Annotated in this window: 17 protein-coding genes and 1 pseudogene; 8 read left to right on the top strand and 10 right to left on the bottom strand. The window is 59.2% G+C overall.

What is annotated here, in order from left to right; all coding sequences use genetic code 11:
- Nucleotides 1-269: 269 nt before the first annotated feature.
- The 5 genes and pseudogenes from kdpC to F6X40_RS05860 form a co-directional block, all read left to right on the top strand.
- Nucleotides 270-694, top strand: a pseudogene (gene kdpC, locus F6X40_RS05880) (potassium-transporting ATPase subunit KdpC); the annotation flags it as partial.
- 21 nt (nt 695-715) lie between these two features.
- A complete protein-coding gene (locus F6X40_RS05875; RefSeq protein WP_187627110.1) occupies nt 716-1,414 on the top strand; it encodes a response regulator in 699 nt (232 codons plus the stop codon).
- A 116-nt stretch (nt 1,415-1,530) separates the two neighbouring features.
- Nucleotides 1,531-1,746: a hypothetical protein gene (locus F6X40_RS05870; protein ID WP_187627109.1), complete on the top strand. Its 216-nt coding sequence runs from the start codon at nt 1,531-1,533 to the stop codon at nt 1,744-1,746.
- 26 nt (nt 1,747-1,772) lie between these two features.
- Nucleotides 1,773-2,096, top strand: coding sequence for a hypothetical protein (locus F6X40_RS05865; RefSeq protein WP_262421373.1), 324 nt, complete (start codon nt 1,773-1,775; stop codon nt 2,094-2,096).
- Between the two features lie 131 nt (nt 2,097-2,227).
- Entirely contained in the window at nt 2,228-2,644 is a 417-nt protein-coding gene (locus F6X40_RS05860; protein WP_187627107.1) for a universal stress protein, read from the top strand.
- A 1-nt stretch (nt 2,645) separates the two neighbouring features.
- Here F6X40_RS05860 and F6X40_RS05855 read toward each other — a convergent pair whose 3' ends face one another.
- The 10 genes from F6X40_RS05855 to F6X40_RS05805 all read right to left on the bottom strand — a co-directional run bounded on the left by F6X40_RS05855 (nt 2,646) and on the right by F6X40_RS05805 (nt 12,216).
- A complete protein-coding gene (locus F6X40_RS05855; protein WP_187627106.1) occupies nt 2,646-4,619 on the bottom strand; it encodes an APC family permease in 1,974 nt (657 codons plus the stop codon).
- 904 nt (nt 4,620-5,523) lie between these two features.
- A complete protein-coding gene (locus F6X40_RS05850) occupies nt 5,524-5,952 on the bottom strand; it encodes an MbcA/ParS/Xre antitoxin family protein (protein ID WP_187627105.1) in 429 nt (142 codons plus the stop codon).
- A gap of 904 nt (nt 5,953-6,856) precedes the next feature.
- Nucleotides 6,857-7,126, bottom strand: coding sequence for a hypothetical protein (locus tag F6X40_RS05845; protein ID WP_187627104.1), 270 nt, complete (start codon nt 7,124-7,126; stop codon nt 6,857-6,859).
- A gap of 296 nt (nt 7,127-7,422) precedes the next feature.
- Nucleotides 7,423-8,109, bottom strand: coding sequence for an MbcA/ParS/Xre antitoxin family protein (locus tag F6X40_RS05840; RefSeq protein WP_187627103.1), 687 nt, complete (start codon nt 8,107-8,109; stop codon nt 7,423-7,425).
- 269 nt (nt 8,110-8,378) lie between these two features.
- On the bottom strand, nt 8,379-9,089 hold the full coding sequence (locus tag F6X40_RS41815) for a DUF2283 domain-containing protein (protein WP_222945999.1): 711 nt from the start codon (nt 9,087-9,089) through the stop codon (nt 8,379-8,381).
- 66 nt (nt 9,090-9,155) lie between these two features.
- The gene (locus tag F6X40_RS05830; RefSeq protein WP_187627102.1) at nt 9,156-9,827 is read right to left on the bottom strand and encodes a BPSL0761 family protein; all 672 of its coding nucleotides are present in this window, start codon (nt 9,825-9,827) and stop codon (nt 9,156-9,158) included.
- 8 nt (nt 9,828-9,835) lie between these two features.
- Nucleotides 9,836-10,165: a hypothetical protein gene (locus tag F6X40_RS05825; protein WP_187627101.1), complete on the bottom strand. Its 330-nt coding sequence runs from the start codon at nt 10,163-10,165 to the stop codon at nt 9,836-9,838.
- A gap of 132 nt (nt 10,166-10,297) precedes the next feature.
- Nucleotides 10,298-10,966 carry a hypothetical protein gene (locus tag F6X40_RS05820; protein ID WP_187627100.1) on the bottom strand — a complete coding sequence of 223 codons (669 nt, stop codon included), beginning with the start codon at nt 10,964-10,966 and terminating at the stop codon, nt 10,298-10,300.
- 86 nt (nt 10,967-11,052) lie between these two features.
- Nucleotides 11,053-11,553: a GIY-YIG nuclease family protein gene (locus tag F6X40_RS05815; RefSeq protein WP_187627099.1), complete on the bottom strand. Its 501-nt coding sequence runs from the start codon at nt 11,551-11,553 to the stop codon at nt 11,053-11,055.
- A gap of 462 nt (nt 11,554-12,015) precedes the next feature.
- Entirely contained in the window at nt 12,016-12,216 is a 201-nt protein-coding gene (locus tag F6X40_RS05805; protein ID WP_187627098.1) for an antitoxin Xre/MbcA/ParS toxin-binding domain-containing protein, read from the bottom strand.
- Between the two features lie 212 nt (nt 12,217-12,428).
- Between F6X40_RS05805 and F6X40_RS43445 the strand changes: the two genes are divergently transcribed.
- From F6X40_RS43445 to F6X40_RS05790, 3 genes are all read left to right on the top strand, one after another.
- Complete coding sequence (locus tag F6X40_RS43445; protein WP_410452385.1) at nt 12,429-12,794, top strand: helix-turn-helix domain-containing protein; 366 nt, start codon at nt 12,429-12,431, stop codon at nt 12,792-12,794.
- A 499-nt stretch (nt 12,795-13,293) separates the two neighbouring features.
- Nucleotides 13,294-14,427: a GNAT family N-acetyltransferase gene (locus tag F6X40_RS05795; protein ID WP_187627096.1), complete on the top strand. Its 1,134-nt coding sequence runs from the start codon at nt 13,294-13,296 to the stop codon at nt 14,425-14,427.
- Nucleotides 14,428-14,637: 210 nt separating this feature from the next.
- Nucleotides 14,638-15,861, top strand: coding sequence for an ISL3 family transposase (locus F6X40_RS05790; protein WP_187627095.1), 1,224 nt, complete (start codon nt 14,638-14,640; stop codon nt 15,859-15,861).
- Nucleotides 15,862-15,880 lie beyond the last annotated feature (19 nt).

Below are 15,880 nucleotides of genomic sequence, written 5' to 3'. Positions count from 1 at the left end.
TGAAATTCCGAGCGTCTCGGACCATCCCGCGGTTTCCTCCCTCGAGGCTTATCCGACGCCTGCCCACACGCGCCGCGGCACACTCACAGCCATGTGAATGAGGGCAGACGTCGAATAACCCTTAACGACATGGGACAGACGGGTCGGTCTGCGCGCAGCCCCAGGAGCCGCCCTTTGGGGGTGCCGTCGTGAAGCGGCCGTTCCACGGAACTTTCCACCCGCAGGGGCGATCGTCATGCATCACTGTGATTCGGCATGCATCTACCACCTCCGCGCTAATCGGCCAGCAGTTCGACGCACCGTACTATTTCTGGGGACGACTGTCGGCCACCACGCCCAGCCGTATAACGCGCAGAACTCGGGCGGTTCGAACCTCGGCCCCACCAACCCCGCGCTCGCCGACGAAATCAAAGGCCGCCTCAATGCATTGAGGGCTGCGGGTAACGACATGTCGCAACCGGTGCCGGTGGATCTGGCGACGTCGTCCGGCAGCGGGCTCGACCCCGAGATCGGCCCGGCCGCCGCCGCCTATCAGGCGGCACGTGTGGCGAAAGCCCGTGGCCTGCCGCTCGAGCAGGTGACCGACCTTGTTGCCCGGAACACGTCGGGGCGGCAGTTCGGCATCTTCGGCGAGCCGCGCGTGAATGTGCTGAAGCTCAACCTCGCGCTGGACGAGCTCAAGCCGATGCATTAATCCTGGCTTGTCGTCGCCGTTATGAGCGATCCCACCGTTACCGTTGTTGTGATCGACGCTGACAAGTACATACGCCGTTTCGTCCGCTCGCGCCTCGAAGCAGACGGTATGAGCGTATTCGAAGCGCACACCGGCGCGCAAGGCCTCGCGCAGGCGGCCACGCGGCTCGCGGATCTTGTCATCGTCGACCTCAGCTTGCCGGACATGGACGGCACCGAGGTAATCCGTGAGTTGCGCGGCTGGTCTGCGATGCTGGTGATTGTCCTTTCGGCACGAAGCCGCGAGGAAGACAAGGTCGCCGCGCTCGACGCCGGCGCCGACGACTACCTCACCAAGCCGTTCGGGTTGCCCGAACTCGGCGCGCGGATTCGTGCGCATTTGCGCCGGCAGGCCGCTTGCGGGCGGGTCGGCGCGCCGCAGGTGCGATTCGGCCGCGTGACGGTCGATCTCGGCGAGCGGACGGTGGTGCGAGGCAGCCGCATCGTTCATCTCAGTCCCACTGAATACCGTCTTCTTTCCGCACTGGTGCGGCATCCCGGGCGGGTATTGACACATGAGCAACTGCTCGGCGAAGTGTGGGGACCGTTGCACACCGATAACCACCACTACCTGCGGATCTACATGGGGCACTTGCGTCACAAGCTCGAAAGCGATCCGGCGCGTCCCGAGCACATCATCACGGAGTCGGGCGTGGGGTATCGGCTCGTCGGTGTGCAATGAGTTTCACACGATTTTTATGCGGCCTCCGGCAATCGTTTTGCGGTCTTTACGGCGACATCCGTATAGTTTGCGGCTGGCGTTTCGCCGCAAAAAATATGGGATTTGCTGGAGGTTGCATGGCATTCAAACAAACAAAGGGAAACGTCACCGTCGAGGCTTGCGTGTTTCCCGCTCCGGGCCAGATGTTCGAAGGCGCACTGCGCGTCACCACCGCCTGGCGCCACAAGCAGATTCATCAGGTCATCGGGCGTCGCTGTGGCCGGCCGACGGGCAGTTACGCGCAAGCGTTGGCGCTGGCAGAAGCCGAAGCTCGCCGCATGCTCCGGATTTGAATTCCATGACACCTTCAAGACCAGCCATGATGTTCAGAGGGATGTGCAAGGTCGTTGCGATTGCCTTCGTCACCAACCAGGTGCTCACGACGATTTTTACGTACGTGACGCAGCAGCTCGATACGGCGCTGCCTCATGAAACGATCTGGCTTTTCAGCTGCGTGACATGTGGACTGCTGACGCTCTGGCTGCAGTCCGATGCGCGGCGCGCGTTCGGCTTCGCGCGTGAGAAGGGCTTCGTCAAAAAGGGCGATGACGGCAAGCAGGATCTGCAGATCGCGGAAGACTGTCCGAAACGGTGGCTTGTGATTTTGCATATCGAACTGAACCCTGCGGCAATGCAGGCGTAAGTGACTATCCGCGGCCTGGGCGGCAAATGTCCGCTGGCCGGTAAAAACTGTCCGATACTTTTACGCGACGTTAACGCGGCTTCAGATAAGCTCGAAGCACAAGATTTCCAGCTAGCGGCCAGGAGTTCCCGATGATACGAATGCTGATCCCCGTCCTCGGCAAGAGCGGTGTTGTCGAGGCCGCACGTTTCGCGACATTTATGTTTCTGGAGCGTTGCGTCACCGAGGTCGAATTGCTGGAAGTCCTCGAACCCGTCGACCAGGGGCGCGCGGCAGCCTTCCACACCCGAAGCTCACTGGTGCGCCGGGAAGAGCAGGCAACGCTGAAGGCGATGGTCGACGCGCGCACGATTCTCGATGAAGCCGGCGTGCCGTACCACTGGACACGGGTATTCGGCTACCACACGAAAGCGATCGCCGACTACGCAACCACGACCCGGCCCGACGTCATGGTGATCGACGCCAGCCACATGGGCTTCTTCCGACGCCTGGCCATGCTCGCGGCGTTGTCGAGGCGGACGGTCACACCGGTGACGATGGTTCATTGAATCATCCGACGTTCATCGGCAGCAGCACCATCTGTTTGCCCTGCTGGTGCAGGCGCGTCTGGATCTCGACCGGTGTGTGATTGTGCAGCCACGCCGTCAGGACATTCACCCGTTTGAAAATCAGCTTGCTCGCGAAGCAGACGCTGTTCGGGAATTGCTCCATCGAGGCTTCTGCCAGCTTGAGGAACTCTTCGACAGGGTCGGTGCCGAACGCGATCCGGTATTCGGCGGCGATGCCATGCCGGCGACAGTGCGCAACGTAATACTCGAGAGACGCCGTAATCGTTTGCCGCAAACGCTCCAGGTGCTCGGAGCCCTCATAGCTTTGCGCGTCCACTTCGCCGACCGCGAGAAAGATCACATTCCTGAAGTGTCCCGGAAATAGCCGGTTCACCCATAACAGCGCGTGCATGCTGGCACCGCGATGCTTGCCGACGAGCAGGATGGCGGTTGGCTGGGAAGGTTCTGGCCTGAGTGACGCGGCCGCGTCGCCCGGATGGGGTGCAGCGCCGGTGAAGAGGGCGTCCTCCCTGGCAATCAGTGCGCGGGTTTCGCCGTAGTGCCGCTTGATGACAATGCATAGCGCGACCACCGCGCCGGTCACCAGTACTGTCAGCCAGCCGCCCGCCGTAAACTTCTCGATCAGCGTAATGACCAGCACGGTGCTGGTGACCGATAGCCCTAGCGCGGATAGCGCGAAGTGCTTCAGCCAGTTTTCCCCGTCACGCCGATGGCGCCACCAGTAAATGCACAAGCCCAGCAGGGAAAGGCTGAAGGTCAGGAAAACGTTGATGCTGTACAGCACTACCAGGATAGAAACGTCACCGCGCGTCCAGAGCAGGATCGCGAGGCTGGCGATACCCATCATGACGATGCCGTTCTGTCTGACAAGCCGGGTGGACAGGTCACGGAAATGGCGCGGCACCCATGAGTCGGACGCCATGTTCGACAGCACGGCAGGCCCGTCGAGGAAGCCGGTTTGCGCGCCGACCAGCAGCAGCCCTGCCTCGAAGGCCAGCACGGCGGCGAGTAGCGCATACCGTGCAAACGCGGAGCCGAGCCCGAGATGATCGATGACGCTGCCGAACACCACCGCATTGAGCGTCCGGCCTTCCACCGCCTGGACATGCCACAACATGTACAGCAGGATGATGCCGCCTGCCGTGAAGGCCAGCGAGGTGGACATATAGAACATCGTCGTCTTGCCGTTCGGCACGCGCGGCTCGGCCAGCATATTGACGTTGTTCGAGACGGCTTCGAGGCCCGTGTACGTGCCGCCGCCGAGTGAGAACGCACGCATCAGCAGGGCCACCACCACCAGCGGGCCGACTACACGCGACATGCTGCGCGCTTCGCCGATGGCGCCCGGAACGACGCCGGCCAGATGATCGCCCTGCACCGCTACGCCGTAAACGATGAGGCCAAGATGCAGCACGACAAAGCCGAGGAAGATCGGCAGCAGCACCAGGATCGATTCGCGCATCCCGCGGAAGTTGAGGCCCGTCATCAGGACGATCAGCGTGAGTTCGGTCGTGAGCTTGAAAGCCTGCGCGCCCACCGGCAGCAAGCTGAAAAACGCGTCGACGCCGCTCGCCAGCGACGTCGCAATGGTCAGCACATAGTCGACCAGCAGCGCGGCGCCGGAAACCAGGCCAGGGTGTCGGCCCAGCAAGGCGGTCGCCACCCGATAGCCGCCGCCCCCCGTTGGAAACAGCTGGATGACCTGGTTGTACCCGAGCGCAATGATGAAGACCGTCGCGGCGGTGGCCAGCGCGAGGAACAATGCAAGTGAGGTGTGCTGGCCCAGCGCCAGAAAAGCTTCTTCCGGCCCGTAGCATGACGATGAAAGGCCGTCGGCACCGAGCCCTACCCAAGCCAGAAGTGGCGTGACCGCGATGGCGTGGCGCGTCCGGGAATCGAGCGGGTCCAGCGGCTTGCCAACTATCCGACGCCAGATGTTGTCGAAGGTGTTCACGTCTCATCCCAACCTGACGTGCATCCAGGTGTTATTACCCAGATCGACGCTGCCGAACGCAGACCGACGACGCCGGCAAACATCCACCCAACCGGCCTGCACGCAATCACAAGCAAATGTAGGGCAGTTCTGGCCGGATGGCCAGCGGATCATGGGCGACGGAAAGACGGATTTGACCGCTGTAAGCGGCGCTTTTTACGGCATTTTTTCTTGCGAGGCATACGCAGCAAAACCTACACTTGGGGCCAGCTTGATGAGAGTCGGAGGTGGTGGGTCCCTTTCCCGCGCTGCTCGACCTGCACTTACACGATTTCCAAGCGCGGGCGTCGTTTTTTTTCAGCGATTTGACACCGCATTTTATAAAAATCGAGGCATTCCCGGAAAATGTCACCGAAGGGTCTGTGATCGATCCAGGCGGAAGGTTTGCGCGCGCACGCGGCTCTGCTTGTCGGAAGGCTGCCCCGTGCGCGGCCGAATGCCCGCGAACTGATCGACGAATATCGCCGCGAACATTCCGGCGCCATCGGAAGGAATGCCGGAAGCGCTCCGAGTCTGACATGATCGGCATGCTGTCACCGTCCGCTGCTCTTCAGGAAGCGGACTTCCGCACTTCAGCGATGAGCGTCAGTAGCGGGTCGAATTGCGACGCCCGGTCCCTCCGGTTCCCGCGGTTGCTCGACCTCTGCTTGCGTTGCTTCGTCGATCGTGAGCGTAACGATGTATTGTGAGGTATGGATACATCACAGGATTGCTGGCGTAGAAGCCTTGCAGCTCCGAGCCTCCAATCCGTGAACTATGCACGGTTAGGGTATAGGTCCAATACTCTGCGCAAGTAATTTTGGTTGTCGTTCGTGTTCATCCCTGCTGGATCAGGCTGTCGCGCATAGCCGATTCACTTCGATGCTCATAGCGGCGCGCCGTAGGCAAGGGCATCCAAAGCGCCCTCGACAGCACTCGCGTGGTCTTCACTGTCCAGGTAATCGACCGGTCGTACTCCGCCTAGCTTGACCGACGGCCGGTTCATCCATGCGTCTGCTTTGGCAGGGTCTCGGAAGACCTCCAATGCGCGCCGCTGGACCTCCGCTGCCCGCGACGGCGAGAGGCCGCCCGAAAAGAACGATGTCGCCGCGCGCGGGTTCTGCTGCCGTAACAAAGAGGCAACCTGTTGCTGGATCCGTTTATCGAGGAGCGGCAGTAGGACTTGTTGCAGCTCAGAGAGCGTCAGTGGGCGAACCCGACCGTCGACGTCAACGAGCAACTTAGCTCCTGACGGGAGTCGCGCCAGACCGTCATCGCGCAGATCCGCGCTTCGCTCGTTTTCGAAGTCAGACATGGCCGTTCCAAGAATGAGGTCGGTTAACAGAGTAGACCCGGTTCATGAGGTGAGCAACGTGCGCGCCCGCGCTAGGGGCGAGGCTACTGCGCCAAAAAGCAGGACAAAGCGCGCAGCGGGTCCATAAATGGACTCTTGCGGTGCTTCTGTCTACGGCGCGTGCGTTCCACGTGCGACCGGCCCGGTGTCGATCGTCATCCCCACGTGCGTGGGGAGCACATCGATAGAAAGCCACAAGGGAAAACGCGGGATCCGAGGGCAGCGCGAAGAGGCACTCAGCGTAGTTTCAATGCTGCCCTGCGTTCAGCAACAACCAAAGTTGGTTTTTCGGTGGACCAGCAAGGATGCGAGCAAACACGGCCCGGCACTCTGTGCATGTGTAGTGCTCTTCTCGCCGGGAATCTTCGACACTCCCGACGCCGTTGAGCACAAGATTTTGATGAGGCGGTTCTTCCGCCGATTTGCCATGAAGGTCGGCGCATTCCGCGCAAGGTTGTATCCAAAGGAAAACAGCTCCTATTCGTCGGTAGGCTCCGTGGGATCGTCATGTCGTGTCCCAGAGCCACGCAGCGAGCGGAGGGCGCCGCCCTTGTCCCTCCCGCCGGCACTCTCCCACCGTTCCGCTGGCACGATGGAGGGAAGCCCAAGTTGTATCGCGGTGGCAATCGGCAGGGCAAAACCAAGTCAGCGTCGCCCTGATCACCCGGGCGCACTTCGCGCGTGCGCAGTTCCACGCCGACACCCTCGATCTCGAGGTAGACCACGCCCGATTCGAAGACCTCTTGATAGAGGTGCCAGTCGGTTGGTCACCTTTCCCGCGGTGATGTGCAAGAGTTGCCTTTGTGCTCATGGAATTCTCCAGTTCTCGGCGCGGTCTCCGCGGTCGTCTACCGAGCACGTCTGGTCAGAAAGGAAAACCACTGGTGTTCGGGCAACGCGTCCTGATGATCCACTCGTCTCGATAAAGACGGCCTCGATTGCCACACAGCTCGCAAAGGCGCGCGCTTAGCATTTCGGCGAGTTCGATCATGCCGTCCTGTGCTGAGTTGTGGCCACTGGCGTAGAAGCGTAGTGTGCCGAATTTTTCCTTGACCTGCGTGGCAACAACTTGCGGAGCGAGCACCGTTTGCGGTCGCATTCTGTAGCGTCGCGCAGAGGGCATCGATGAGGTCATACCAGCCATCCCCGCACTCGAAGCCCCAGGATGCAAATGGCGAAGGCATAGCAGGAAGGTCTGGATCGTCCGGATCGGCAATTGGCTCGGCGGTAAAGATCAGCGGGTAGTCGGCGCGCAGCTTGGCGTCCAATTCTGGTCTCAACTGTTTTCTCCGTTGTTGATGCATTGACGCACGCCGACCGAGCCGAGAGTTTCGTCGATCACATTCATCGCGGTGTCGAGCTTCCTGCGGTCCGATCTCGAGAACATAGCGCGCGGACCAGCTACGAAGCGGCCCCGATTGCGATGGCAACTCATGTCGGGATCCCATGGAGGATTCGCCCCAAGAGAGTTTCCACCAACGCGGCGCCGGCAGCATCAGTCGCTGCGGCCTCGTACGGCGTCTTGCCACCGAGTTCGGGATGCGGGTGGTGCATCCAGGCGTCGGGGTCGGCCGCGTCATCCCAAACCTGCGTTGCGAGGCCCAGGAGCCGCCACGCCTGTCTCGGCTTGTCGCGCCAGGCTTTCATCTCGTCCACAGACACACCCGTGACCGACGACTTTACGGAGCCTGCCAGTTCCATGATTGACCCAGCTTTCACCTTCTGGCTCGCTTCGAGGGGCAATCCATTCTTTTCGACGAACTCGATGGCGGTCTTGACGAACGCCCGAAGGGAGTCGAAGTAACCAGCATCGACGGCGGGCGTGGGCGATGACGTGGTTCCGGCCAACACTACGCTACGCAGATCGGACGACCCGTCGCCCAGGTCGCGGTGGGTGACCCGGATCCACTCGCCGAGAGTGGCCTTCACGCAGTGCTGACACAGGTCAATGCACAAGTCGGCACAGTCACCAAACACCGAATAAAACCCGCCGCTCCAGGCGAGTGACGCCCGTTCGTGCCATTCGCCGTCGCCGTCCTCCGGGCTCATCCGGCGCCCGCACCGGTCGCAGATGCAGGCAGCCACCTCCAGGATAGCCTTCTCACGGTATTCGAGCATGTGCTTCTCCTCCGACTACTGATAGGCGCTGATCAGGCGCGTTACGGTTATTCCGCTTCGTCGACACAGACCGGCAAGTCACCCCGCGAAGCCTGGTCTCCAATAAGTCCGATACTCATTCATCACGATAAACATGGTCAAAATTGTCTTTTCTATACTTTCCCGGGCTTGCCACAGCTTTCGCAGATCTCGCGGATTTTCGCCAGTCGTGCCGGGAGGCGTGAGCATCAGCCAACGCATGGTCTATGTGTGGGCCAACGTGCGCCCGATCATGGCTCCTCCGACCCCGGGGCTGGCTCCGTTGGATCATCGTATCGGCTGACGGAACCGCGCAGCCGACGGAGGGCGGTGAGGCCGCGACGGAGATTTCCGAGTTTGTCCGGGTTGCAGGCGCTTTTCCACCGGTCGGGCGGCACGATCGACGGCAGCCCGAGCTGAGTCGCCGTTTCGATTGGCAGGCGCAACACCAGGTTCACGCCGCCCCCTCCACGCGAGCGCGGATCACGTGTGAACAACTCAACGTCAATATTCTCGAGTTCCAGGTACACCACCCGCGACTCGCCGAGTTCTTCGTACAGGTGCCAGCTCGGTTCATCGCCTTCAGCTGGGTGATACGCGAGAGTTGCCTTTGTGCTCATGGGTTCTCCCCGGGGGGGTGCGGCGGAGGCTTCAGAAGAGCACTCCGGGATCGCTTTTTCGTTGTCCGTGCCGATGCTATCAGCCCATTCACGGACCTTCGACATTGGTACCAGACGTCCGGCAGTCACGTCGTCCAGACCTTCCTGAATCATGCGGCGCTCCACGTTTTCGATGGGCCAGTAATTATTGGCCTTCGCCTCGAGGATAGTGATTTCCGCGAGGCCCGTCTCTGAAAATCCCAAATTGACGTTCCAAGTCTGAGAGACGTCTCGAACGATGGTCGCGTTCAAAAACGTGATGTGGAGAATGTCTTCCCCGTCGTCATATTCGATTCTCATCATGTATCCATCCCGATTCCAATGCGGATGAGCAACGTCATCACGCGGTCAGTGCCTTGCAACACCGAACTACCCGTGCGCCGCTCCCACCACATGGTCTTTGGCTGCTTCCACCACTGCTGCCGGGTCTGATCCCAGAACCTCCCGAGGACGCTTGCCATGAAGCATGGTATTCGTCGACTCGAACCAGGACGCGATTCGGAATGGCCGGTAGCCCTTGAAGATTTTCAAGATCTCGGCAACTTCAGGAATCGGGTTGCCAAGCTCATCAAAAGCGTACAGGGGGTACAGTGTCTGCCCGGCTCGCTCGATAGAGAAGATCTTCCCAGCCTTTTTCCACCGGTGCGCCGCATTGTGCATGTTGGATGCGTCAGGGTTTTGCCTCTTCCCGACCATCTCCGTGGTGAGCCACTTAGTGTTGTTGAGAACAGCGTCCACCGCCTGCTTCTCCATCTCGGCCCGCGATGGCTCCGGCAATGCGACTGGAGAGGCATCGACAAGCGCGTCAAACTCCGAAAGTCCATCACTGTCGCTAAAACTTAAAGATGCGACAAACCCTTCTGAAAAGATTGTTGGTGCTCTCGCTGCAGCAATGGACATATCCATGTCTCCCGGGTAGTGCCTCAGGATTGCGATGGCTCGCACCTTCAAGGCTTCCAGCTCAAGTCGTCCTGTCGTTATTTCCATCAACAGTTCGCGAGCCTGCCTCACGGCGCGCGCTCGCTCGTATGGCATCGTCATGTCGCTTCCTATGGCCGTTGATTGACGTCAATATCTTTATCCAACGGCTGGCTGCCGCGCTCCAGGTTGGTTGTACCGTTCGACAAGATGACAACACGCACCTGTCGCTGACGGATGTACTGCCTCGAGCGCTCTTCAATATCGCGGTCATTGCCCGGGTAGAAGACCGAATACTCATGCCCCGATTCGCTGCTTTCCTCGAACGTCCAAGCCTCCGTCGGAACGGTGACCGTCGCAATTTCATCCGCTTCGTCGATCCATGACCAAGCCTCGAGAAATAAGACGACGCTTTCGGGGTCTGCTTCCGATAGGCGCTCTAGCAGCTCACGAACCTTCATCGAAAACTCCTTCCAGTAGAAACGTCCCGGGGCCGACCGTTCTAAACTTCATTACCTTGAATTGCACGGGCGTTCTGCATCCCGCGTCAGGAGACGCTGGCTAACGTGACACGCAAACGAAAGTTGATTCAGTCAGCGCTCCGTGAAGTCTGCGACGGCCATCAGTACTCTCTTAACCTCTTTGATCGCGAGAAGTTGAAGCGGCGTGGAACCGCCTTCGGGCTCAATCGGTGTCGTAAAAAAGTCCCACTTGTTCCATCCGGATGTCTCACCCAAGCGACGGATGACCTTCCCGAAGTCATTGCGGTGAATCACGGACGGAAGAAAGAACGCCGGGTAGTACGGTTCCTGTCCGAAGTCAACGCTGAAGATTCGCCCGGAAGCGACGTTCTTGCTAAGTTTCTTCTCTGTAATAGCGGCGGCCTTGCAAAAGTCATCTCTTCGGAGCACCTTTCCCTGTCGGACAAGCGAGTAGCGCTCGGAGTTCGCTGTCACGCTCTCGGTTGAAGCCTCCTGTTCCGACGTTCGAGGTTTCGAGGCTCGTTTGAAGCGCTTGCGGAGATTCTCTTCTTCTTCACGAATCGACGGAAGGTCGAGGTCGTACACCGTGGCGACGCCGGCCACTATGCATAGCTCGTTTTTTAAGAGTCGGCCAACCTCCACGTCGGAAAGTTCAAGAATCGCTTCAAAGCCTTTCGGGTCGAAAAGAATGGCAGCGACGACCGCTTGACGGATGGCATATTCGATTCGCGCGTCCTTGAGCGAAGTAACGTCGTTCTCATCTCGTGCAGAGCGTGGCATAAGCATTCCTTTTCGAACCTGCAGCACAGACTTTCGACGCAGTCTGCTACCTGCCCCGACCTAAGTTCGATGTTTCGGCTAGCTGTTCACACCTTTCCTGCTCTATGTATTTTTTGAACAGGTCGTCTCCTAATGATGTGATTGAGGACTTGTACAAGGGCATCGAAATGGGCGTCGTTGTATGCCTCAGGATTGCTGATCCCGAGTTGCTTCAAATGTTGACGGATGCGCGGACCACCTATCGGGTCTGTCCATATAGCATCGATGCGGTCGAGACAGAACTCGTAGTTCTTGTAGTGAAGATTCCCGACCTTCACAATTTTTGCCAGCATTTGATCAAGACCTAGTCCACAGAAGAACTCTCGCTGCTTTGAGACGCGATGCACATAAAGTTCCTTATGCACATGACGCTCGTAAGCCTGGGCCGAGGGGTGATAGAACGTGCCAACAAGATAGAACGGTGTTGGCACACCCGCGGGGCTGCTAAGTTCAAAAGCCCGTCTGGCAGGGTTGTTACTGCATCCGATCTTGTAGATGCCCGGCATGGACTCGTTAGCCATAACGTAGACGTGGTCGATTATGATCATGGCTTTCAGCACACTCCTGTCGTCAAGCGATCATTACCGCATTACGGCGCGCGCAGGCAGTCGAGCGCCACATCGAGATCTTCAAAGACCTCGGCAGCGCGAGCCAAAACACGCGCGAGACGAAGCAACTCAAGCGACTCCTCACACTCCACCCGTTTGTCCTCATACACGCCTACAATGTCACGCTCCACTCGACCCCTTTCATGTGGCAGCTATCGACGGACACTAAAGTAAATCGCCCACCCGGAACAGCTTAGGGCTGCGTGGTTCCGGCTCACAGGCGGCATCAGGCGCTCGTCACGGCATTGCGGATAACCCGTCCGCCGGCTAGCCGAAGCCCTTAGCCTTGCCTTTGCGCTCCCCGCTCGCGTGCACGACGCGTTGTAGGGGGGCACTGCGCTTTCGATCTACTCATTCGATTACCGCGTCAATGAACCATGGGCACCGGATCTTTGGGTGCGCTCATGTGTACACGCAATAGTCGATGCGGATGAGCAGCGTCATCACGACTTCAGCGCCTTTCGCGTCGTCGAGCAGGTCAAGCGGTTGGCGGCTGTCCAACGCAATTGTTGGCGTACCGAGCCAGTGTTCGGCTGTTTCCAACGACCCGAGGACGTCGATCGCCTTCTTTGTCACCGCAGCAAACGTAGAATCTTCGGTCATATGTACACCGGCGGTTCAGCCTTTCGGCGTGAACAAACGCTTTTCAGGGACGATTGTTCCCAACAACTATCAATGAACAAAGAACCGGGCCGCATCTGGCACGCGACTATGAACCGGACACAGTCTGTTGAGTTAACAACATAGCATGTCCTTACGCATCTTGCAAAGTCGGGAGAGCATGCGCTTTGATTAACAACTCTGCATGCACACCAGTGTCATTAACAGAAGAACGGGAACTGGCAACTCATATAGGCCAAACGCTCGCGCGAATCCGGCTGGAGCGGAATTTCACCCAAGAACAGGTCGCCGAGCGGTTAGACGTTACGGTCGAGACCATCAGCCGATTCGAACGGGGCGCAGTTCTTCCAAGCGTGATTCGCTTGTTCGCACTCGCGGACGTCTTTTCAGTGTCTGTTAGTCAGCTTTTGCAGAACAGCTCGACACGGCAGAGCGATCTGACGGCTCAGGTCGTCGAGTCGCTCGAACGTCTAAATCACGACGACCAAGTTTGGGTTGGCAACTGGCTAACTCAGCTTTGCGAGCGGCTGAACCAGCGGCGTCCTAGCCGAAAACGCTAGATTCGGACGGTAGCGACGGCATGAAAGCGCTACGCTTTGATGCACTGCAATAGCGGATCAGAGAAAGCAACTTCGGACGTCTCATAGTCAATTTGAACGCGCAGCCGCGAACCTTGGACTCGATACCCTCATCGTTGCAGCAGCGCAAGGCGTCAAAGAGGCTCCTCTTCTGTCCGTTCCCGTTGAGCAACGGTCCGTCGACTCTACGCCGTCCGCAAAGGCGACACACTGTCATAGGACAACACACACCACACCCCGTGTGCACAACTTCGCTGCCCACACCGCAATGGTGTGGACAGCCGCCTGACGGCGGTTCCGAAGTTGTACACACTTGAGGCTCACGCGCCGGCGTTGAGCGCGTTGCGCGAGCTGCTGGAAGGCTAACCCTGCGCAATGGACGGTCAGACCGCCTAGTGAAGCCGCCTGACGACTTTTCTCGTATGCGCGACAATGCTGCTTTGCGGTGTGGTGCCGCGCCGGGAAAACCGTTGGGGGCAAGGTGAGCAGCAAGGTTGAGATACTGGTTGTCGATTCGCTTACAGATGTGCCTGCTGGCGAGTGGAACGTGCTCACAGCGGGCAATCCCTTCGTGGCGCATGAATATCTGTCGGCAATGCACGATACAAAATGTGCATCCAAGTCGACTGGTTGGCAGCCGACCTATCTGCTGATGCGACGCGGTGGCGAGCTGGCCGGCGCGATGCCGCTGTACCTGAAATCACATAGTCGAGGAGAGTACGTCTTCGATCATGTCTGGGCAGATGCATTCGCGCGACATGGCATCCAGTATTACCCCAAGCTCCTATCCGCGGTGCCGTTCACGCCCGTGACGGGCCCACGACTGCTGGCGCCGACGCATGCCGACAGAGTGTTGCTCGCGCGGGGCGCAATCGAGTTTGCGAAACAGCTCGATGTGTCGTCAATTCACGTACTGTTCTCACACGAAGATGACCTTGAGGCCCTGACCGACGCCGGCTTCATGCTGCGGGAAGGCGTCCAGTTTCACTGGGAAAATTTTGGGTACCAGACCCTCGACGAATTTCTGTCGAAGATGTCACACGACAAACGCAAGAAGGTGAAGCAGGACCGCCGAAGGGTCCACGACGCTGGTGTTACCTTTCGTTGGCTACGGGGACAGGAGATTGGTCAGGACGACCTCGACTTCTTCTACGAGTGCTACGAAAACACGTATCGCGAGCACTGGAACCCGCCGTACCTGAATCGCAAGTTCTTCGGACTGGTTCATCGTACTATGCCTGATGCACTGATGCTTGTCATTGCTGAGGCAGACGGGAAGAGGGTGGCGGTGGCTCTGAATGTTGTTCAAGGCGACACGATGTATGGCCGCTACTGGGGCACCAAAGAGTTCGTATCAGGCCTTCATTTTGAGACCTGCTACATGCAGGGCATCGAGTACGGCATCGCCAACGGGCTGAAGAGCTTCGAAGGTGGCGCCCAAGGAGTACACAAGATGTCACGCGGCCTGATGCCCACGCCAACGTGGTCTGCTCACTGGATTGCTGACCATCGGTTTGCGCACGCTATCAGTGAGTTTCTCGACCAGGAGACGGCGGCGATGGACGAGCACATCGATGAGCTCGAGGCCCATACGCCGTTCAAAATGAAAACGTGAAGGCACGTCTCTCAGTGCCGAACTGGAGCCGCGGCTGCATAGCAAGGGATGCTGCCGAGGCCTCTTTCGAATCTCGAGTGGGTGGACTGCCGGGTCAAGTGCGGGCGCAAGCCCGGCGTAGCGAACACTTGACGCGCGTGGGGTAAATAAGCTGGTGCACGGCTGGTTGCGGCAGAATGCGGCAATCAGCCCTGCAAGACCAAGCGAACTATGACGAACCAAACCCAGCTGTTTGAAGCCGCCTTGGGAATCAAGGCGCCGTGGTATGTGCAAGGCGTCGATTTCGGCGCGGAACTGACGATTGCCGTGGACTTTGTCGCAGGCAGCCGGTTTGCCTACCCCGGGGTGCCGGGCGAACACCCGGTGCACGACACGGTCATCAAACGGCTGCGGCACCTCAACTTTTTCCAGTTCGACTGTTATCTGGAGGTGCGCGTGCCGCGTGTGCGCCTGCCGGACGGCTCGGTGCGGCTCGTCGAGCCTGACTGGATGGGCAAGCTGGATGGCTTTACGCTGCTGTTTGAAGCGCTCGTGCTGACGCTGTGCCGGGAGATGACATTTGCGGCGGTGGCTCGTCTGGTGAATCTGTCGTGGTATCGCGTGAAGCCCATCTGTGATCGGTACGTGGATCTGGCCGTGGCCGCGACTGACTTGTCCGACGTCACCGCGGTGGCCATTGACGAAACCTCGTGCCGACGGGGCCATGACTATGTCTCGCTGGTCGCCGACATGGACGCCAGGTGCGTGGTCTTCGTCACGCCAGGCAAGGATGCAGGCGTTGTCGAGCGCTTTGCCAGTCACCTGGAGGAACACAACGCAACGCCTGCGCAGATCAAATCGGTGAGCATCGACATGTCGCCCGCCTTCATTAAGGGCGTGGACAAGCATCTGCCCGATGCGCGCGTGACGTTCGACAAGTTTCATGTAGTCGCGCACGCGTCCAAAGCGCTCGATGGTGCGCGCCGCGAGCAGCAGAAGACCGATCCCGCACTGAAGGGCATGCGCTGGTCGTTGCTCAAGGATGCCGACAGGCTGAATCTCGCGCAACTGACCGATCTCGAGGGGCTGATCAGCCAGTACACCACCAACCGCATGGCCCGTGCCTGGATGTACCGCGAGCAGCTGCGCGAGATTCTCGATCGCAAGCAGATCCATGTGGTCTCCAAGATGTTGCGCCGGTGGTGTAGCAACGTCATGCGTTCCAAGGTTGAACCCATGAAGGAGGTCGCACGCATGATCCTTCGTCATTTCGACGGCATCGTCGCCTGGGCGCAGACACGCCAGACCAACGGTTTCATTGAAGCCATCAATGGCCTGTTTCAAGCTGCCAAGCGCAAGGCGCGCGGATACGCCAGCTTCAAAACCATGCGAACCGTGCTGTTCCTCATCGCAGGCAAGCTCGACTTCTCGGCCTTCAACCCACATGCCTCGTAAGCCGCATTAGCCACTCCAC

The organism is Paraburkholderia sp. UCT31 (genome assembly GCF_014397655.1).
Classification (GTDB): Bacteria; Pseudomonadota; Gammaproteobacteria; order Burkholderiales; family Burkholderiaceae; genus Paraburkholderia; species Paraburkholderia tuberum.
The sequence above is the reverse complement of the archived record's forward strand: the minus strand, read 5'-3'. Positions and strand labels throughout refer to the sequence as shown.